Below are 19639 nucleotides of genomic sequence, written 5' to 3'. Positions count from 1 at the left end.
AATCGGTTTTGACCTTTTTAAATAGGCTAAACAATTAGTTACTCAAATGTTTGTTCACTACCACTTTGTGTGTTGGAGCCTTGCGTACCTGCTCCATTATTACCAGTGTTGCCGGTAGAACCACCAGTAGTTCCACCGGTGTTGCCAGTGTTACCACCAGGGCTTGTAGAACCACCAGTAGTTCCACCGCCGGTATTGCCACCGGTATTTCCAGTAGTTCCACCAGTATTACCAGTTGTATTGCCGCCAGTATTACCAGTGGTGTTGTTACTGTTGTTTTGATCAGTTTGACTGTTTGTTCCATCACCAGTATCGGTATTGCCGTTCATTTCATTAGTGTTGGAATTTTCGCTAGTTTCGTCATCATCCGAACTTGGACGACGGTTTGGGATGACTTCTTCAGAACTGGATGAAGAACTAGAACTGGATGATCCAGAGTAGTTCTTGTATGGATTAGAAGGTGCATGACCACGGACGAACAATTCAGTTGTGTATGAACTTGAAGAAGATCTAGGGTTCGCTACAATCGGCGTAGTTGAACCGTTATTTCTAATCTTCAAAGATACTACTGAACTAGGCTTCTTCCAATCGGAGTTCGTGACATCACTGCTTAAGTATTGCATTTCAGCTTTGTAGATCTTTCCTGCAACACTTTGGTATGTCGAATCGATCCCATTTTGATTAGGGGAGTCATAACCGGTCCAGACGCTCATCGAATAATTCTTCGTATAACCGTTGTACCAAGAATCCTTAGATTTACCACTTAAACTAGGATTAGAACTGATAGCATCGTCAGAATAATTTGTCGTCCCAGTTTTACCAGCCTGATGCAATCCTGAAATCATTGCGTAGTCGGCAAAGCCAGTGCTAGTTGGCACTTCTTTTAGAATGTCAGTGATCATGTAAGCAGTTGAAGCTTTCATGACACGTTTAGGTTCAGAGTGATATGAGTGGGTGATACCATCTGAAGTCTCGATCTTAGATACATAGCTAGGTTTGTAGTAATTACCGCCATTTGAAAAAGCAGCATAAGCTGCAGCACCTTGAAGACTAGAAGCATCAGCACCGATACCTTGCGAAGTCCCTTTATCTTCAGAAACATTCATACCTAAGTCCTTAGCAAAACCAATGGCTTTCTTAAAGCCGACAGCATCTAAAGTCTTGATCGCAGGGACATTTCTTGAGGTTGCTAAAGCTTCCCGCAAGCTCATTTGTCCTTTGTAAGTCTCATCCCAGTCTTTCAAGACAATATTAGTACCAGGATAAACGTATTTTGTATCATCTAATTGGTGATAAGTCGACCAATTCAAATACTCGATCGCAGGACCGTAATCCATTACTGGTTTCATAGTTGAACCATTACTTCTGGATGTTTGGACCGCTCGATTCAAACCAAACTGGATATTCTTCAAATTACGTCCACCAACCATAGCAACTACTTTACCGTTGCTAGGGTCAACGACCGTGGCACCAACTTGCATCTTGGAATCAGGATATTGGACATAGTTTGAGGAATTGACGATATTGTAGAGACGTTTTTGCGCATTATAATCCATATTGACAGTGATCTTAAGATTATCACGATAAGGATCAAAGCCTTTAGCCCTAACTTCTGAAATAGCTTCTTTAATGTATGGATCGGTGATCATCTTATTCTCGTCATCGCCAGTAGTATTTTCTTTAAATGGCTCTAAACCAGAATCGATCGGCGTGTTGATTGCTTCTTGTTCCTGAGCTTGCGTGATCTTCTTATTGTTGTACATTGCACGTAAGACTAAATCACGGCGCTCTTTGGCAGCTTCTGGGTGGGTATAGGGATCATAATTACTAGGAGCATTAGGAAGACCTGCAAGCATTGCCATCTGTGCTAACGACAGTTTGTCGAGCGACTTACCGTAATAGTATTTTGATCCAGTTTCGATACCGTAAACACCATTATTCATATAAACTTTATTAACATAAAATTCAAGGATCTGCTGTTTAGAAAAGTCATGACTGACTTTCATTGCTAACCAAGCTTCTTGCATTTTCCGCTTGAAAGTTTGATCTTTAGCGTCAGTTGAGAAAACAGTCAGCTTAACTAGTTGTTGCGTCAAAGTACTTCCACCTTGTAATGTATCGTTGGTTACATTGTTGAAAGCAGACTTAACGATCCGCACAGGATCGATACCAAATGTTTCATTGTAAAAGTTCTTATCTTCGATAGAAATTACGGCATCTTGCATTTGTTGAGGAACTTTGTCGATTGTCACGTAATTTCTTTTGTTGGAGCCGAGTGAACCGACTTGGTTTCCTTTAGTATCAACGATGGTCGAAGAACCACCACTTTGCAATAATTCTTGGCTAATTGCAGGAGCCTTGAAAGCGTAAAAAATGAATATTACTAAAAAGACCGTAATTGCAGTCCCTAGCAAGATCCCTAACCATTTCAAAATATTCTTGAAAGGAGAGTTCTTGACTCGAGGTTGATTATTAGGAGTATTATTCATTGTTTCTCCTTCCTTTTTGCGATTAATTTCTTAATAATGTCAACATAGGGTAGTGTGGGATTATAATTTGATTTAATTTCATATGAATCCGCAACTACTTGTGACAATTGGATCGATTTTGGTCCATCATTGCGTTGACCTTCCCAGTATTTAAACAGGTTAGTCGCAGGCATGATAAAATATCTGTTGAGTGTGACATATTTGATGATCACAAAACAAATACCATCTTGCTTTTGACAAGCACGCAAATGATCGATCTGATGTTGATGAAAGTTCTTGAGTGGAAACGTATTCTTATTAGTTGTTTCCTTAGCCTCAAAATCAATATAGTAACCTTGATAAACACCGTTATAATCAGTAGTAGATGCTTGTCGAAAGTAGGCTTCTTTGATTACGGCTCTCGAGCGCTTAGGATAATCTACTTTAACGATCTGTAAAGGTGTTGGTTTCTTGTATATTACCGCAATTTCGTGAGCACGATAATACTTATTGCTTTCATTTATTTCATCTTCCAGTCGCATACCACGATCACCAAAGATAACTTTCTTGGCAGCGGTAGTAGACAACTGAGATGGCTTGGAACGTTGTTCGAATTTTCGGCCATCAGGGTAGTTAAATTTCAAATTATCAACTCCTACTTGAAGAATTATACCATGATAGCAGAAAATAAAATTATTGGAGGGATCTCTGTGATCAAGAATTTATGGATAACCGGGTATAGATCCTACGAATTAGGGATTTTCAAGCCCGATGATCCAAAATCGAAAGTTATCAAAAAATTTCTTGAGGAACGGATAACTAACTATGTTGAAGATGGCTGTGAATGGATCATCACCGGCGCCCAAATGGGAACGGAACAATTTGTGGGTCCAGCAGTGCAATCTATTCAAGAAAAAGGATATAATGTTAAACATGCAGTCATTTTACCATTTGCTAACTTTGGCAGTCAGTGGAATGAGAACAATCAGTCATTACTAAATATTTTTTTAAGAAATGCCGACTACGTAAATAAAATCACTAATTTAGGTTATCATTCAGGTATACAACTAAGAACTTGGCAGAATTTTATGCTGCAACATACTGATGGGGCGCTATTATTTTACGATCCTGATAGTGGAGGGAAGCCAAAGTATGATTATTCTGCAATAGAAAATTATCTCGATAAGGGGAATGACTATTCCTTGGAGTTGGTAGATTTTGATGCAATGCAGGATTTTGCTAATAGTTTGTCGGAAGAGTAATTAAATTTGTCAATAAATAAATAATTGGGGTGCAAATTATGAATAACATGAATCAAATGAATGGAAATGGATTCAATCCACAACAACAACCACAACAACAACCAAACAATAAATTCTTTTTGAACTTCCAACCAAACGATATTTTACAAAAAGAATTCAAGACTAAAATGCGTGGCTACGATCAAGCAGAAGTTGACCAATTTTTAGATGGTATTATTAAAGACTATGAATCATATTCTAATGAGCTAAATCGTCTCAAGGCTGAAAATAATCGTCTTCAACAGCAACTGAATTCGATCCCACAAACCAACCAGCCTAATAACGCTCAAAACAACAATCAAAATGGACGTCAAAGAATGAATCGGACAATTCCTACACAACCAAAGTCCGCTTCTATGCCAAATTACAATAATAATAAGGCTAAGCAAGATGCTTCTACTTATGATATTTTAAGAAGAATTTCCAACTTGGAAAAGCATGTCTTTGGTCATGACTTTGCTAATGGCGTTCCTAATCAAAATGCTGCTGGCAATAAGAATGATGAACCAATCAAACAATTTGCTTCAGCTGCTGTGCCAAATAACAATATGCACAACAGTCAAGCTAATCCATTCGAGTCAGGTCACAACGAGATCAATCCTGATTCAATGCAACAAAATTTGAACAATAATAATAACATGAACAATCCTATTAATAATAGTAATTTGAGCCCAAATCATTTTGATGCTAATCGTCAAAATATGAATGGATTTGGACAAAATTTAAATAATAATGGAAATGTTAACCAATTTTAGGTATAATGAGTAACGTTGTAAATTTTGAGTAATCGCGGTCTAGTTATCTAGGCTGAGGAAGGTCCACGCCAGCACGAGCTGAGATGCTTGTAGTGTTCGTGCTTAGCCTAATAAGCTAAGGTACCTTTTGGTAACGGCAGCGAACGCACTAAGGTTTTCTATGTGTTAATAGCTTGAAAGTGCCACAGAGACGTAGTATCAAGGGAAACCTTGATAGTGGAACGAGGTAAACCCCGCGAGCTGGCAACCCAAACTTTGGTAGGGGCGCTTCATAACGAGAAATGAATCTACTGTGAAGGCTTAATTGTAGATAGATGATTACTAATTGTATCGGTTTACCAGACCGGTACTTGAACAGAACGTGGCCTATAGAAATTTACTTGGTAAGGGACGACTTGCTCGTCCTTTTTTTGTACATAATTTTAACAAAAGAGGAAAAATATGAAATTAATTGCGACGATGTCGAGTGGTTTTGAATCAGTAACTAAACAAGAATTGCAAAACTTAGGCTATGATGTCTCAACCGAAAATGGAAAAGTTTATTTTGAAGGTGATTATGAAGACGTCGCTAAGACTAATTTGTGGTTGCGCAGTGCCGATCGAATCAAAATTGTGATCGATACTTTTGAAGCTAGAAGTTTCGAAGAATTATTTGATAAAGTCAATGCGATCGATTGGGATTATTGGTTGCCTCTCAATGCAGCTTTTCCGATCAAGGCTAGAACTGTCAAGTCTAAGTTACACTCCGAAAGAGACATACAAGCAATTACTAAAAAAGCTATCGTTAATAAAATGTCAGACGTTTATAAGAGACGAGGTCGGTTACCAGAATCTGGTGCAACTTTCCAAATCGAGACTAGGATCCATAAAGATGTTGTTGAGATCACACTGGACACAACAGGAGATTCGCTTTATAAACGAGGATACCGTACAGAACACGGTGCAGCACCTATGAAGGAGAACTTTGCAGCGGCACTGATCATGTTGACTAATTGGCATTCAGACATGCCTTTTGTTGATCCAACGACTGGTTCCGGAACGATTGCCATTGAAGCGGCATTGTTAGCAAAGAACGTAGCTCCTGGGATCTTGCGTCATTTTTCATTTGAAAACTTCGATTGGTTCGATCCAAAGATTTTAGAGCAAGAAAAAGAAGCAGCCAAAGAAGTTCAGACTGCTCCAGAATTAAATATCTTTGCCAGTGATATTGATGGTTCAATGATCGATATTGCTAAGTTGAATGCTCACGCTGCTGGGGTCCTTCACGATGTGACCTTTAAGCAGATTGCTGTAAAAGATCTCAAGATCGAAGGCGACGATGGCGTCATCATTTCAAACCCTCCATACGGACAAAGAATGAGTGATATGGAAGGCGTTCATTTGCTTTACAAACAAATGGGTGAAATCTTTGAAACTTTGCCAACGTGGAGTAAATATATTGTTACTAGTGATCTTGAATTTGAACAATATTACGGTAAAAAAGCCACTAAGAAGCGCAAATTATACAATGGCTCACTCCGAGCAGATTACTATCAATATTGGGCGCAGAGAAGACATTAGAGGCTATTTCGACGATGCAGATCCCAAAGGACGAAGATTATCATGGCGATCGTGACCACGATCGAGAATATCCAAGACCATTTTTGGTCAGCAACTGGTAGAGGCATGTTCATTCCGTAAAAACCAGAAATAATAGTTGGCACACTTAAGACGATGGTATAAATAGTCAGTATTTTCATGGTGTTGTTCATTTGGTTATCAAGAATATTATTGGAAGTATTAGAAACGCGATCAATAATATCTGAGGAAAGGTCGGATTCATCTTTTAGTTGTTCGATCTCAACAACTGAATCATGCAGCCGTTCTTTAGTTTTATCAGTGAGATCGACGGTTTCTGCCTTACTATTAGCGATAATATCGATCTGTTTGATCACGCTATAATCGTTATTAATGGCCGTACTGATATAAATCATAGTGTCTTGCAAATTAGCTAAACTAATAATTTGTTTGTAGGAAGTTCGCCTTTTTTCAATACGATCTTGCATACGATTACGGTGATTATTAATATCGTTGATAGTATCACTGTAGTCATCAGAAATTCGATCGAAGGCATAAAAGATCAAGGCCCAAAGTCGATCTTCAATTTCTCCTTGAAAATGGCTGTCAGCATTCATCAAGTAATCTTTGACGTAATGGGTATATTTGTTAGTGAACAAAAATAGTTGACCATCCTTAATAATAATCGCAATAGGGCGAGTGCTTTTAGAAGCAGATGATTTGATCTCAGTTTGGACGTAGTACACTACTAGCCATATTTGATGATCTTCATCAAATTCTAAACGTGCTCGCTCGTTTTCGTCATCGGCATAATCTAAGAATTCATTAGTTAAGTTGTATTGCTCGATCAACTTTGTACGGTCTTCATCTTGAAGACTAGTCTCAGATTGAATATCGATCAGGCTTAGATTCTGTTTTAGTTGTTCGAATTTGATCATAATTTTTTCCCCTTGTGATTTTTATTTTATCATATAGGGTGTTGTTGGTTGGATGCGGGTTCAAGGTTTGTTCTGTAATAATATGAAATCAATCAAAAAAAGCTAGCGTAAGCTAGCTTTTTTCTTAATCAGTAAATAGTTTTATTAAATCATCATGGTTGATCCCACTAAAATATTGGTCTAAATCGTATTGGTCTAGGACCGATCTTATCGTTGCTGGATCATAATCCATACCGAGTAAGTTTTGTTTGATCTCATTGGAATCCTTTTTCCCAAAATAATCACCGTAGATTTCTAGGTCTTTGATTTTTCCCGATGAAACTTGATATCTGACATCGATGGTACCCATTTGGAAATGCTTGCGGTTTTTTACTGTGAAATCAGGAGATTTTCCATAGATCCAATCCCAATTGTAATAGTAGTCATCATTTAACTTTTGAATAGCTTGTTTATCTTGTTCCGTTAATTGATACTCTTTATCACTGATTTCATCCATTGATCGAGCATGAAATAGTTCTAAGACTAAACGATCTCTGAACTGCTCAGTCGTCAAACTTTGATATTCAGGTTTCAAATATGGTTTGACGTTCGTTACTCTAGATTTGACGGATTTGATTCCCTTAGAAGCTATTTTGTCTTTGGGAACATTAAGCGCCTTTGACAAAACTGTCAGATCGACATCATAGGCTAGGGTACCGTGCGAGAACATCTTGCCATTCTTAGTGTACATGGCGTTGCCTGAGAATTTCTTACCGTCGACCATCAGATCGTTTCTCCCTGAAACCGTGGCCGTGGTTGCCCCCATGTCTTTTAATGCGTCGATGATCGGCTTAGTCAATTTCTTGAAGTCACCAAAATTATCGTTGTCAGAGTTGACCACGAAGCTGAAACTGATATTTCCTAAGTCATCATAAACAGCTCCACCGCCAGAAATCCTTCTTGTTACAGTGATATTGTGTTCTTTGACGTAATCTAAATTGATCTCTTCTAAAGTATTTTGATGACGTCCAACAATGATACATGGCTTTTGAATGTAAAAAAGGACTAACGGTTCATCGAACTCGACGTTATTCATTAAATATTGTTCTGTTGCCAAATTATCACGGATATCAGTTGATCTCATCCGGTAAAAATACATATTATTCTTCGCTTCCTTCAAAAAAAGCTCGAGTTTATTTAAACTCAAGCTTCGGTTTTTATTATGGAGTAAATAATTTTACTAATTCATCTTGTGGGATACCTTTAAAGTAGTCGTCCAAATTAAATTGATCTAGTACTTTCAAGATCTCATCGCGATCGAATTTAGTGCCAGTTAGTTTAGCCTTTACTTCGTTAGCATCTTTCATTCCAAAATAATCGCCGTAGATTTCGGTATTCTCGATTTTACCGTCAACGACATTATATCTAACATCCACAGTACCCATATCGAAGTGCTTGCGTTGTTTGGCAGTAAATTTTGGAGATTTTCCGTAAACCCAATCCCAGTTGTAATAATATTGTTCTTTGATCTTATCAATTTCTTTTTGCTCGTCTGGTGAAACGATGTATTCTTTATCTTTGATCTCATCGATATTATTTGCATGGAACAATTCTAGCAAGAGACGATCTCTAAATTCTTCTGTTGATAATTTTTGATATTTCTCATCTAAATAAGGTCTTAAGTTAGTAACACGACTTCTGATCGACTTGATCCCTTTTGAGGCGATTTTGTCTTCTGGAACATTCAAAGCATCTGTTAGGACTGACAAATCAACGTCCAATGACAATGTACCATGTGAGAAAGTCTTACCATTCTTTGAATACATGGCATTACCGGAGAATTTCTTACCGTCAACTAATAGATCGTTACGGCCGGAAACTTCGGCAGTTGTAGCTCCCATATCATGCAAAGCATCAATAATAGGTTGGGTGAATGACTTAAAATCACCGAAATTCTTGTCGTTAGAATCAACAACAAAGCTAAAACAAAGATTTCCAAGGTCTTGGTAGACTGCTCCCCCTCCAGAGATACGACGAGTAACGGTAATATTGTGATCCTTAACGTAATCACTATTAATTTCCTCGAGTGTATTTTGGTTTCTACCAACGATAATACATGGCTTTTCAATATAGAAAAGGACCAAAGGTTCGTCAAAATCAACGTTGTTCATAAGATATTGTTCAGTGGCAAGATTGTCACGAATATCTCGGTCTTTCATTAGAACATAATACATTTGCGAAAATCCTCCTTGCTTAAATTTATAAGCGATTCAATCGTATCACAAACTTTTAGATTTTGATAATAATGATATTTATGATTTTCTTAAATGTATTAATTCTTGATGTATTAATGAATGTGCAGCTTTATTTTCCTTATCAGAAATATGTTTGACAAAGTAAGCTGGAAATTTTTCTAATAAGGGGATAATTTCGTCGACCATCTCTTGATAATGTTTCGAATATTTCTTCTCGATACTATCAGTGACGATCTGACTATCAGACAGTAGTTGAAGCAAGTCATCATTTAAATTTTGTTGTATCAAAGTCGATAATCCTAATTTGACAGCCAAAAATTCTAGGTAGTGGTTATCAGAACCGTTGACTTGTTTAACGTTACTGTCACGCTTGTTTTCTGTTTGGTAAACAAATGCGATCGCAGCTAAGTTTTGATTAGTATTTAAACCTGCGTCGGTGTACAATTTAATCATGTCAATTAACCTTTCGGGGGTATTTTATGTCGAAAAAGTATTACATTCAGCCCAGCGGGGCCTGGGGTATCATTCTCTGGTCCATTGCTTTGATCATCATTTTCTTTGGAGTGATCTTGCAACTGGAAATATTTAGTTTTAGTGTTATCCCTGTTATTATTTGGATCGTAGGACTGATTTATATTTTTTATATCCTTAGAAGTTCATGGATCAAAGTTTCGGACTCACAAATTGTTATTAAGGAACCTAATTATTATAAAACGAGATCTTTTGACATTGCGGATGTAACTGTTAAATCTTCTCATAAATGGCAATTAGAGTTTGAATTTAAGAATCATGATTACTTTCCAGTCAAAGTTACGTCAACTAGAAAGATTTTAACAGACTTAAAGAAAAGAGTAGGTGGATAAGCATGGCATTTCCTAGTGATATTGAAATAGCACAGATAAATGAGCACGACAAGATGAAAGATATCAATGATATCGCTATTAAGTTAGGCTTAGATTCTCAAGACATCGAGCCTTACGGACATTATAAGGCAAAGATCGGTCAAACTGGTATTTCTAAAGCTATGAAGAACGATGACGGTAAATTGATCTTGGTAACTTCGATCAACCCCACTCCAGCTGGTGAGGGTAAGTCGACTGTCGCTATCGGTTTAGCTGACTCACTTCAATCTTTAGGTAAAAAGACGGTCTTGGCATTGCGTGAACCATCTTTAGGACCAGTGATGGGGATCAAAGGTGGTGCTACTGGTGGTGGTTATGCTCAAGTAGTTCCGATGGAAGATATCAATTTGCACTTTACCGGTGATATGCATGCCTTAACTAGTGCAGTTAATACTTTAGCTGCCTTGATCGATAATCATTTACATCAAGGAAATCAATTAGGCATCGATCCTAGACGGATCATTTGGAAACGAGCTTTAGATATCAATGATCGTTCTTTGAGAAGTACAGTAATTGGTTTAGGTGGTCCTATCAACTCGATCCCACGTGAAGAACATTTTGAGATCACTGTTGCCAGTGAATTAATGGCCATTTTATGTTTAGCTCAAGATCTAGATGACCTAAAGGAACGGATCGCTAGCATTTTGATTGCATATACTTATGATCGAAAACCAGTTTTTGTCCGTGATCTCCAAGTTGAAGGAGCAATCACGATGTTGCTCAAAGATGCTTTAAAACCTAACTTAGTTCAAACTTTAGAGAATACACCGGCAATCATTCATGGTGGTCCTTTCGCAAACATTGCTCACGGATGCAATAGTATTTTAGCAACCAAGTTAGCAATGAAGTTAGGTGACTACACTGTAACAGAAGGTGGCTTTGGTGCTGACCTTGGTGGTGAGAAATTTATGGATATCGTTACTCCTAAATTGAATCATGCACCTAATGCTATTGTTATCGTTGCGACTATCCGTGCCTTGAAATACAATGGTGGTCAAAAATTAGCCGATCTTAAAGATGAAGATCTCAAAGCACTTTCACTCGGATTCAAGAACTTGAAACGACACATTCAAAATATGCGTTATTACAACGTTCCTGTTGTCGTTTCGATCAATAAATTTGCAACTGATACCGAAGATGAGGTCAAATTATTGACGAGTCTTTGTGATGAGGTAGGCGTAACGGTAGAATTAACTGAGATCCATCATAAAGGTAGTGCTGGCGGTACTGGACTCGCTAAAGCTGTCATCAAAGCTTGTGAGCAAGAAGCTAATTACACACGCTTATATGAAGATGAACAAACTACTGAAGAGAAAATTGCGACGATCGCTTCGGAAATTTATGGCGCTAATAATGTTGAGTATTCAGATCAAGCTAAGAAACAACTGAAGTTACTCAAAGATAATGTTTGGGACGATCTGCCAGTATGTATTGCAAAGACGCAATATTCATTAAGTGATGATCCTAAGAAATTGGGTAGCCCTAAAGACTTCACATTACATGTTAAGAGTTTGATACCAAAGCTTGGTGCAGGGTTCATCGTTGTGCTGACAGGAAATGTCTTGACCATGCCAGGATTGCCAAGCAAACCAGCAGCCTTAAATATGGATGTTGATAACTCCGGAAAGATAAGTGGACTCTTCTAATGCCTTTTGTTTATATTATCGTTTTACTCGGCTTAGTCTTTTCTGACCAGGCTCTCAAGTTTTATGTTTTTTATAATATTCCAGCGATGGGGAACCAAGAATTCATCCCCGGGATTTTATCGCTGACTAATATCAGGAATACAGGTGCAGCGTGGAGCATGTTAGAAGGGAAGATGTATTTTTTCTACATCGTTACCGCGATTGCCGTGATCGTTTTAGGATATTTATTTTTTAAAGCTGAAAAAGACCAACATCTCTACCGGTTTTCGCTTTTGTTTTTGTTAGCCGGTACGATCGGTAATGCGATCGACCGATTTACGAGACAATTCGTGATCGATATGTTTAATCTTGAATTCATGAATTTTCCAATTTTCAATTTGGCAGATACTTTTATTACGATCGGCGTTATTTTATTACTGATCTCTTTATTTAAATCGACAGCAGGTGAAAACAATAGTAAATAGTACAATCGAATTAACTTTTGAAGAAAATTCAAAAGCACGTTTAGATAAATTTATTGATGAACAAGTGGATGATCTTTCCAGATCACAGATTTCTAAGTTCATCAAAGATGGCGAAGTTTTTGTTAATGGCAAGATCATTACCAAAACTGGTTTTAAAATAGTTAATGGTGACAAAATTGAATTTACCATTCCGGAAGAACAACCACTCGAAGCTATCCCTCAGGACATTCCCATTGATATCGTGTACGAAGATGAAGACGTCATAGTCGTAAACAAACAGCAGGGGATGGTTGTCCATCCAGCTGCTGGGCATCCTGATCATACATTAGTAAACGCCATTTTATATCATAGTAAGATCAATGATGATGATATGGTGCGACCAGGGATCGTTCATCGGATCGATAAGGATACTTCCGGCTTGTTAATGATCGCTAAAAATAATTTAGCTAAGCAATCATTGATGGAACAATTGAAAGCAAAGACTAACCTTCGAGAGTATCTAGCCATTGTTCATGGAAATTTCAAAGAGAAAAAGGGCGTGATCAATGCGCCGATCGGTCGATCAAAGAGTGATCGGAAGAAACAAGCAATCGTCGATAATGGTCGTCATGCTGTGACTCACTTTGAGGTCTTAGAACAATTTAATGGCTATGCGTTGGTCAAGCTAAAGCTAGAAACGGGCCGCACGCACCAAATCAGAGTACACATGCAATATATCGGTCATCCGGTTGCTGGAGACCCACTTTATGGTCCAAAGAATACACTTGCTGGACATGGACAATTTTTACATGCGCAAACCTTAGGGTTTGATCATCCGAAAACTCATCAGTGGATGGAATTCTCGGTTGAACCTCCTAAGATCTTTGAAGATACCTTGAAAAAATTGCGCAGTTGACATGTTGCGACGGCTAATTTATTCTGAAAATATATTAATATCTTTTTGATCGAGTATTACTCGAATGAATGATGAAAAATCTTTAAGCTAGGGCACCTGTCCTGGCTTTTATTTAGGATAAGGAGTTTTTTTATGGCAAAAGAAATCATTGATGGTCAAACGATGACTAGAGCTTTGACTAGAATAACCTATGAGATAATCGAACGAAACAAAGGGATCGATGACTTAGTATTAGTTGGCATCAAGACTCGAGGCGTATTTGTCGCTCATCGGATCGAATCACGCCTCAAACAGCTGGAAAATATCAGTATCCCTGTTGGGGAATTAGATATCACACCTTATCGTGATGATGTGGCTGTAGATGAAAAAGACGCCCAAGATTTCAAGGCGGAACCACTTAATTTTGACATTAGCAATAAACATGTCATTTTAACAGACGACGTTTTGTACACTGGCAGAACTATACGTGCAGCGATGGATGCATTGATGTCTTCAGGTCGTCCTAAAAAGATTTCCTTAGCTGTCTTGGTCGATCGTGGACACCGTGAATTACCGATCAGAGCTGATTTTGTCGGTAAGAACATTCCAACTTCTCAACGTGAAAAGATCAGAGTATTCATGAAAGAGATCGATGGCGAGGATAAAGTCGAAATTGAATAATTAATTGGAGTTGGGAAAATGAAACGTTATTTAATACTAGAAGACGGGACAGTTTTTCCTGGAGAAGGATTTGGATCTTCCGTCATTACGACGGGACAATTAGTCATCTCTAATAATCGGACTGGTATTGAGCAGTCAGTAACTGATCCTGATGCTGAAGGGCAAATAATTGCTTTCACAATTCCTGGTATTGGTAGTTCTGGGATCAATCGAGATTTTTATGAATCTATCAATTATCAATGCAAGGGTGTCGTGATCGGATCAGCAAGTGCTGAAAGTGTTGATGGTTCGATCCCCTTTGAGGAATGGATCACAACCTTAAAGATCCCCGGCATCAAAAATGTCGATGTTAGAGCACTCTCAAAGTACATTTATGAGCACGGTGAAATGAAGGCCTCGATCATGGATACCCATGATGAGCACGCCATCGATCAGATCAAAGCTTTAGTATTGCCTACAGATCTAGTTAAGCAAGTTTCGACAAAGCAGTCTTATCCCAATCCTAATATTGGGTTAAAAATGGTCATTGTTGATCTGGGATTGAAATATTCAATTTTGAGACAATTATCTTACCGAGACTGTAATTCAGTAATCGTTAATTACAATGCTACGCCAGAAGAAATTGCTGGTTTACATCCCGAAGGGATCATCTTTTCGAATGGACCAGGGGACCCGAAGGACTTACCCAAGACAATTGAGAATATCAAAGTCTTACAAAAGCAATTTCCGATCATGGGCATTGGTTTGGGAAGTTTGTTAGTAGCCATGGCAAATGATTGTCAAATCACCAAATTACCAAATCCACATCACGAATCTTCATTAGCCGTCAAAGAAGTTGCCAGTGGCAAGATCGATTTTGTTAACCACAATCATTCGTATACGATCGATCAAAAATCGATTGGATCATCTGATTTTATCGTGACAAATATTTGTGTAGCTGACGGTAGTATTGAAGGGATCCGTCATGAATTTTTGCCGATAATCAGTGTTTTATTCGAACCTGAAGCGGCACCTGGTCCAACAGATGGCTATTACGTCTTTGATGAATTCATTGATTTGATCAATTCAACAAAGAATCAAGATTGGAGCATCTAGATTGGTAGTAAATGGAATACATAACATTTTGATCATAGGTCCAACAAACAGCGACAAAAATGTCGATTTATCGACTGCACTGTATGACACCGCCCAAATCTTGCATAAATTAGGCTACAAAACTAGCGTCATGGTGGAAAATCCGACATCTTTACTATCCGCAAATGTCCTTTTTGATCGGATCATTGTCGAAAAAGTCAACGGAGAGAATGTCTTAAACTATGTCGATCAATATCATCCCGACGCAATTTTACCCACGGTCGGGGATAAAAATGCTCTCGGGATAATCTCCGGACTAAACGGAAAGATATCTTCGACTAAAGTTTTGGGTACAAATTATTTTGCTTCATTAGCAACATTCAAACGTGAATTATTTATTAGTAAATTAAATAAAAATGATCTCCCAGTGATCAACTTTATCTCGTCAGATGATGAAGAAGAACTCTATGATTTCATCCGTTCGATCGGGTTTCCTATTATCGCTAGAAGAAGATTTTCAAACCGGCATTCAAGCGGCTGGACGAATATCAACAATTTATTTGAACTAGACAACTTTATGGCGCTGGAAGATTCGAACAATGCCAAAATTGAAATTGAACGAAGTATTCGAGGATTTAGTGAATATTCATGTACGATCGTGCGTGATCGTTTCGATAATGCATCATTGATCGGTACGATCGAAGACGTCGAACCGATCGGGGTCCATCACTTAGATTCAAATTTGATTTCACCAGCTTTATCTTTGAATGATTCGAAGCTGCAAAAATTACGCAATCTCGCAATAAAGTTGGCACGTGTTTTTGACGTTATTGGTGTCTGCACGGTACATTTTGCTCTTAATCACAAGACCAACGAGTGTTATATTACAGAATTTATCCCACGTTTGAGTGAAGAAACTAAGTTTTTGGAATATGCCACGAGTTATCCGTTAGCCACAGTTGCCGTAGAATTGAATCTTGGTTTCCAATTAGATAAATTGCAACTGGATTCTGGAAATAGTTTTAATGGAGCCTGTGAACCATTTATGGATCACATTACTTCACGTTTCCCTCAGTGGAATTCTTCTGAACAGAGATATATTGGTCCTTCAAAAACGTCTGATTCAAGCATCATTGTAAGCGGTTTTAGTTTGGAAGAGGTCTTCAATAAAGGACCATTGAACGACAAACTGAATGATACTTTGATTCGCTATGAAAAATTGCATAAATTGGATGATGATCAATTATTCGAGAAGATCATTCATCCGACTAATTGGATGTTAGACGTTTTACTTGAAGCAATTAGACGTGACTTTGAACTTCCAGTACTATCTGAAGTTACTTCTATAAATACCCCTTATTTATTAGCTTTGAAAAATATCAAAAACAATAGTGCCATCATCCGCGACGATGAGATCGATGAAAATAACATCGAAAAATTGGTCTCAATGGGAGTTAAAGGCTTAGGTTATAACAAAGTATTACTGGATCGCGACGATATCGTGACTAAGTCAGTTGTTAAAAGTAAAAAAGCCATTTCCGTTAACATGGATCAAATTACTAACCGCAATTTCTTTGTTACTAGTGGGATCAGCAATGATCTAGAATTTGGTGATCGCAATAAAATTGTTGTTAGATCACCGATCATCACTTCAAAGAAGAATATTATGGTCCGACAATTTGTTTTATTGCAACTAGTCAAGTCGATCCATCAAAATGGTTTAGAGGCTGTTATCCTGGGCCGTGAGCCGTGGAGTTCACCATTAGACGTTCGTAATATTGCCTATGAAATCGCTGATCCGCATATGGAAATGCAGCATCTTAATTTGATCGATACTAAATCGATCTTTAAGATAATTGATTTTTCACAAACTTTGAGTGATGAAGATAAGCAAAGCAATGAGGTGTTCCAGATCAGTGCCAAACCTATCAAATCACTCGATCTTAAATCAGACAAAACAATGCGAGTGATCGTCGTTTCTGATGGTAAGTCATTTACCATCCCATCTGTCATCTATCGACAAGTGATCAACGATAAAAGTTACGAGATCAGCAGCTTTAATAAATTCTTGACTGATTCAGAAAAGTCCGATTTGATCGAAAACATTACGAATGAACTACAGAAGACAGACCAGATCAATACTTACAATTTTGAGTTTTCATATGTTCATGATCACTGGATCATCACTAAGATCTCTTCGGGGATGAATCAAGATATTATCCGTCACGAATTGGCTAGTTCTGTCCACGTGATCGATACTTTAGTCAAACTGATCCTAGGAAACAATTTAGGATCGAATATGTCTTCAGACGAAATATTTAACAATGATGATGAAAACTTTCTTGTGACTGTGAATGATCAAAAGTTTAAAACTTACGATGAGATCGGGTTGAGATTTTTCTTGAATAATACTTTAAAGATTTAAAAAGATCTCGTGTGCATACGTGCATATTGGGAACTAAGTGGAAATTTTTTCTGGTATGAGAATTCCTTGACTTGCATCGATTTGTATTTAATTAGGACATTAAAAAAAGTACTATCCATTTTGGCTTGCGATAATTGCAGCAAATTGGATAGTACTTTTTTATTTTGATCCTCAAGGATGTTGAAACGAGCTCCGCGAGGTAGCGACCTCCGGTTAACACAGGTGGTCGCGGCGCTGCTTCGCAGCACCTTTGTGCTGACTGACCTGAAAAAAATAGTACTATCCATTTTGGGTTGCGGTAAATGCAGCAAATTGGATAGTACTTTTTATTTTTATCCTCAAGGATGTTGAAACGAGCTCCAGGCGACAGCGGCCTCCGGTTAACACAGGTGGTCGCGGCACTGCTTCGCAGCACCTGTGTGCGACCACCCGCGTTAATCCTCAGCAGCTGACCGTCGCCTTGCGCTCTCTGATTTTTTATTTCACGCGTAATTTTTCGACTAATTCTCTATCCGGATCAACTAGGATGGTGGTCTGTCCTTCGAAGATTACGAATCCGGGTTTGGCACCATTTGGTTTTCTGATGTTTCTTACTTGCAAGTAGTCTACCGGAACTTTGCTCGATTCTCTGGCCTTTGAATAGTAAGCTGCTATCATGGCTGCTTCTAGGATCGATTGATCATCTGGTTGGCTTGTTTCTAAAATGACGTGTGATCCGGGTATGTCCTTGACGTGGAACCAATAATGATTCTTTTGAGCCAATTTCATAGTTAATTTGTCGTTTTCAATATTGTTTTTCCCGACGACAACTGGCACACCGGTGGAAGTTTCAAAACGTTCGCCGACTGTTTTCTTTTTCTTACGACGTTTTTGCTTTTTCTTCTTCTTGATATATCCAGATTCTTCTAATTCTTCAATAATACCGTCAACATCTTCAATATCTACGTAATCCAGGGAAGCTAACACTGATTCCAAATAATTTACTTCCGAATTAGTAATATCTAACTGTTCTTGAATGTGAGGGATCGAATTTTGTAACTTGCGGTATTTCTTGTAATAACTTTGAGCATTTTCAGAAGGTGAATACTCAGGATTGAGTTTGATAGCGACTTCTTCATTGTTGTAGTAATTCGTTAAGGTTATCGACTTAGCCCCACGTTTGATCTGCGACATATAAGTTGTCAACAGCTCACCGTAAAGGTTGTACTGATCCATGATCTTAGTTTGTTCTAATTGCTTATTTAGCTTCTTAATCTTAGATCTATCTTTTTTCAAGATAATATTCAAACGGTGTGTTACGTTCTTAGTTTGTTGTTCGATCCGGTCGATCCGTGCACGATCTAGGTAGTAGTTATCCAACAATTGGCCCAGAGTAGGGTAGTAACCGACAATATTAGTGGTCTGGCTGAACTCCACTGCAAAAAAACCTAATTTCTTCTTGCCATTTTGTTTGGCTGTATTGGGAGAAATGACGTCATCAAATTTATTGAAAAATTCCTTCACATCACCATTGCTGCTTAAAATAGATTCAAGTTCTTTGGAAGTATCTAGGCCGATTCCCTCAAACTTATCTCGGATATCGCTGGCTGACAGCGAACTGTCAAAATCAGAACTATTTGCCTTAAAAGGATCGAGCTTATTTTGAGATGGTGGTAATTGGTAAGTATCTCCAGGTAATAGTCCTCGGAAACTATTATTTTCTGGAGAAACACGTTTGATCAGATCGATGATCTTGCCCGTTTCGTTGTTGATCAAGAAAATATTACTGTGACGACTCATGATTTCGATAGTCATCGTATATGAGTGGATATCACCGAGCTCGTTTTTGGCACTCAGATCGATACTTACGACCCGATCGTTATTTAATTGTCGAAAATCTTGAACTATCGCACTAGTTATGTACTTTCTCAGTGACATGACAAATGTGGAAGGCTTTGCAGGATTTTCAAATGGTTGATCAGTAATTTGGATCCGAGCATAATTAGGATGTGCGGACAATAACAGTTGCTGGTTCTTCCTATTAGAACGGATCGTTAAGATCAATTCATTCGCAAAAGGCTGTTGAATTTTAGCGATCCGACCGCCCTTAAGCGTGTTGTTTAATTCATTCACCATTGCATGGGTGAACATTCCGTCAAATGACATTAATGGAAGCTCCTTAATTCTTTTTATGTAAAAATATGTGTATTTCGCTGTAGGAAAGTGTAGAATACTACTCTATACTTAATCCAAAAGGAAATTGTTTTTAGATGCGATAAATATAATATGCCTTTAATATGATATAATCAAATGGTTATACATCCATTATACGTGAGTAAAC

General features: G+C 38.0%; 16 protein-coding genes, 1 other RNA gene and 1 pseudogene. 11 read left to right on the top strand and 7 right to left on the bottom strand.

Annotation, left to right across the window (positions count from 1 at the left end):
- Positions 1–38: 38 nt before the first annotated feature.
- A complete protein-coding gene (locus EKM78_RS00850) occupies positions 39–2489 on the bottom strand; it encodes a transglycosylase domain-containing protein (protein WP_125768013.1) in 2451 nt (816 codons plus the stop codon).
- Entirely contained in the window at positions 2486–3112 is a 627-nt protein-coding gene (gene recU, locus EKM78_RS00845) for a Holliday junction resolvase RecU (RefSeq protein ID WP_125768011.1), read from the bottom strand. The genes EKM78_RS00850 and recU overlap by 4 nt, the downstream gene beginning before the upstream one ends.
- A 66-nt stretch (positions 3113–3178) precedes the next feature.
- Between recU and EKM78_RS00840 the strand changes: the two genes are divergently transcribed.
- The 4 genes and pseudogenes from EKM78_RS00840 to EKM78_RS00825 all read left to right on the top strand — a co-directional run bounded on the left by EKM78_RS00840 (position 3179) and on the right by EKM78_RS00825 (position 6084).
- A complete protein-coding gene (locus EKM78_RS00840; protein WP_125768009.1) occupies positions 3179–3730 on the top strand; it encodes an SLOG family protein in 552 nt (183 codons plus the stop codon).
- 167 nt (positions 3731–3897) lie between these two features.
- A pseudogene (locus EKM78_RS13395) lies at positions 3898–4009 on the top strand (DivIVA domain-containing protein); the annotation flags it as partial.
- Between the two features lie 535 nt (positions 4010–4544).
- Positions 4545–4898: RNase P RNA component class B (rnpB, locus tag EKM78_RS00830), an RNA gene on the top strand.
- A 67-nt stretch (positions 4899–4965) separates the two neighbouring features.
- Positions 4966–6084 (top strand): THUMP domain-containing class I SAM-dependent RNA methyltransferase, encoded by a 1119-nt coding sequence (locus tag EKM78_RS00825; RefSeq protein ID WP_125768007.1) that lies wholly within the window; start codon positions 4966–4968, stop codon positions 6082–6084.
- Here EKM78_RS00825 and EKM78_RS00820 read toward each other — a convergent pair.
- From EKM78_RS00820 to EKM78_RS00805, 4 genes are all read right to left on the bottom strand, one after another.
- Positions 6081–7019 (bottom strand): magnesium transporter CorA family protein, encoded by a 939-nt coding sequence (locus EKM78_RS00820; RefSeq protein WP_125768006.1) that lies wholly within the window; start codon positions 7017–7019, stop codon positions 6081–6083. The two genes, EKM78_RS00825 and EKM78_RS00820, sit on opposite strands and share 4 nt — an antisense overlap.
- Positions 7020–7143: 124 nt before the next feature.
- Entirely contained in the window at positions 7144–8157 is a 1014-nt protein-coding gene (gene lplA / locus EKM78_RS00815) for a lipoate--protein ligase (RefSeq protein WP_125768133.1), read from the bottom strand.
- Positions 8158–8218: 61 nt separating this feature from the next.
- Positions 8219–9232 carry a lipoate--protein ligase gene (lplA, locus tag EKM78_RS00810; protein ID WP_125768004.1) on the bottom strand — a complete coding sequence of 338 codons (1014 nt, stop codon included), beginning with the start codon at positions 9230–9232 and terminating at the stop codon, positions 8219–8221.
- 78 nt (positions 9233–9310) lie between these two features.
- Positions 9311–9706: a reverse transcriptase-like protein gene (locus tag EKM78_RS00805; protein WP_125768002.1), complete on the bottom strand. Its 396-nt coding sequence runs from the start codon at positions 9704–9706 to the stop codon at positions 9311–9313.
- A gap of 26 nt (positions 9707–9732) precedes the next feature.
- On the opposite strand from EKM78_RS00805, the gene EKM78_RS00800 reads away from it, so the two are divergent.
- The 7 genes from EKM78_RS00800 (at position 9733) to EKM78_RS00770 (ending at position 17319) form a co-directional block, all read left to right on the top strand.
- Positions 9733–10116 carry an EbsA family protein gene (locus EKM78_RS00800; RefSeq protein WP_125768000.1) on the top strand — a complete coding sequence of 128 codons (384 nt, stop codon included), beginning with the start codon at positions 9733–9735 and terminating at the stop codon, positions 10114–10116.
- 2 nt (positions 10117–10118) lie between these two features.
- A complete protein-coding gene (locus EKM78_RS00795; RefSeq protein ID WP_125767999.1) occupies positions 10119–11801 on the top strand; it encodes a formate--tetrahydrofolate ligase in 1683 nt (560 codons plus the stop codon).
- Positions 11801–12265, top strand: a complete 465-nt coding sequence (lspA, locus tag EKM78_RS00790; RefSeq protein ID WP_125767997.1) for a signal peptidase II — start codon at positions 11801–11803, stop codon at positions 12263–12265. The genes EKM78_RS00795 and lspA overlap by 1 nt, the downstream gene beginning before the upstream one ends.
- On the top strand, positions 12246–13160 hold the full coding sequence (locus EKM78_RS00785; protein ID WP_125767995.1) for an RluA family pseudouridine synthase: 915 nt from the start codon (positions 12246–12248) through the stop codon (positions 13158–13160). Before lspA ends, EKM78_RS00785 begins: the two co-directional genes overlap by 20 nt.
- A 132-nt stretch (positions 13161–13292) precedes the next feature.
- Complete coding sequence (gene pyrR / locus EKM78_RS00780) at positions 13293–13820, top strand: bifunctional pyr operon transcriptional regulator/uracil phosphoribosyltransferase PyrR (protein ID WP_125767993.1); 528 nt, start codon at positions 13293–13295, stop codon at positions 13818–13820.
- Between the two features lie 18 nt (positions 13821–13838).
- Positions 13839–14915 (top strand): carbamoyl phosphate synthase small subunit, encoded by a 1077-nt coding sequence (locus tag EKM78_RS00775; RefSeq protein WP_125767991.1) that lies wholly within the window; start codon positions 13839–13841, stop codon positions 14913–14915.
- Between the two features lie 28 nt (positions 14916–14943).
- A complete protein-coding gene (locus EKM78_RS00770; protein ID WP_245994690.1) occupies positions 14944–17319 on the top strand; it encodes an ATP-binding protein in 2376 nt (791 codons plus the stop codon).
- A 477-nt stretch (positions 17320–17796) separates the two neighbouring features.
- Here EKM78_RS00770 and EKM78_RS00765 read toward each other — a convergent pair whose 3' ends face one another.
- On the bottom strand, positions 17797–19464 hold the full coding sequence (locus EKM78_RS00765; RefSeq protein ID WP_125767987.1) for an Rqc2 family fibronectin-binding protein: 1668 nt from the start codon (positions 19462–19464) through the stop codon (positions 17797–17799).
- Positions 19465–19639: the final 175 nt, after the last annotated feature.

Origin of the sequence: Companilactobacillus furfuricola (assembly GCF_003946325.1) — a bacterium.
Classification (GTDB): Bacteria; Bacillota; Bacilli; order Lactobacillales; family Lactobacillaceae; genus Companilactobacillus; species Companilactobacillus furfuricola.
This window is presented reverse-complemented; position numbering and strand designations above follow the sequence as displayed.

Coding starts and splice junctions, on each gene's coding strand:
- EKM78_RS00825 (WP_125768007.1), top strand. CDS start 4,966: ATGAAATTAATTGCGACGATGTCGAGTGGTTTTGAATCAGTAACTAAA.
- lspA (WP_125767997.1), top strand. CDS start 11,801: ATGCCTTTTGTTTATATTATCGTTTTACTCGGCTTAGTCTTTTCTGAC.
- pyrR (WP_125767993.1), top strand. CDS start 13,293: ATGGCAAAAGAAATCATTGATGGTCAAACGATGACTAGAGCTTTGACT.
- EKM78_RS00775 (WP_125767991.1), top strand. CDS start 13,839: ATGAAACGTTATTTAATACTAGAAGACGGGACAGTTTTTCCTGGAGAA.
- EKM78_RS00765 (WP_125767987.1), bottom strand. CDS start 19,464: ATGTCATTTGACGGAATGTTCACCCATGCAATGGTGAATGAATTAAAC.
- EKM78_RS00850 (WP_125768013.1), bottom strand. CDS start 2,489: ATGAATAATACTCCTAATAATCAACCTCGAGTCAAGAACTCTCCTTTC.
- EKM78_RS00820 (WP_125768006.1), bottom strand. CDS start 7,019: ATGATCAAATTCGAACAACTAAAACAGAATCTAAGCCTGATCGATATT.
- lplA (WP_125768004.1), bottom strand. CDS start 9,232: ATGTATTATGTTCTAATGAAAGACCGAGATATTCGTGACAATCTTGCC.
- lplA (WP_125768133.1), bottom strand. CDS start 8,157: ATGTATTTTTACCGGATGAGATCAACTGATATCCGTGATAATTTGGCA.
- EKM78_RS00795 (WP_125767999.1), top strand. CDS start 10,119: ATGGCATTTCCTAGTGATATTGAAATAGCACAGATAAATGAGCACGAC.
- EKM78_RS00800 (WP_125768000.1), top strand. CDS start 9,733: ATGTCGAAAAAGTATTACATTCAGCCCAGCGGGGCCTGGGGTATCATT.
- EKM78_RS00805 (WP_125768002.1), bottom strand. CDS start 9,706: ATGATTAAATTGTACACCGACGCAGGTTTAAATACTAATCAAAACTTA.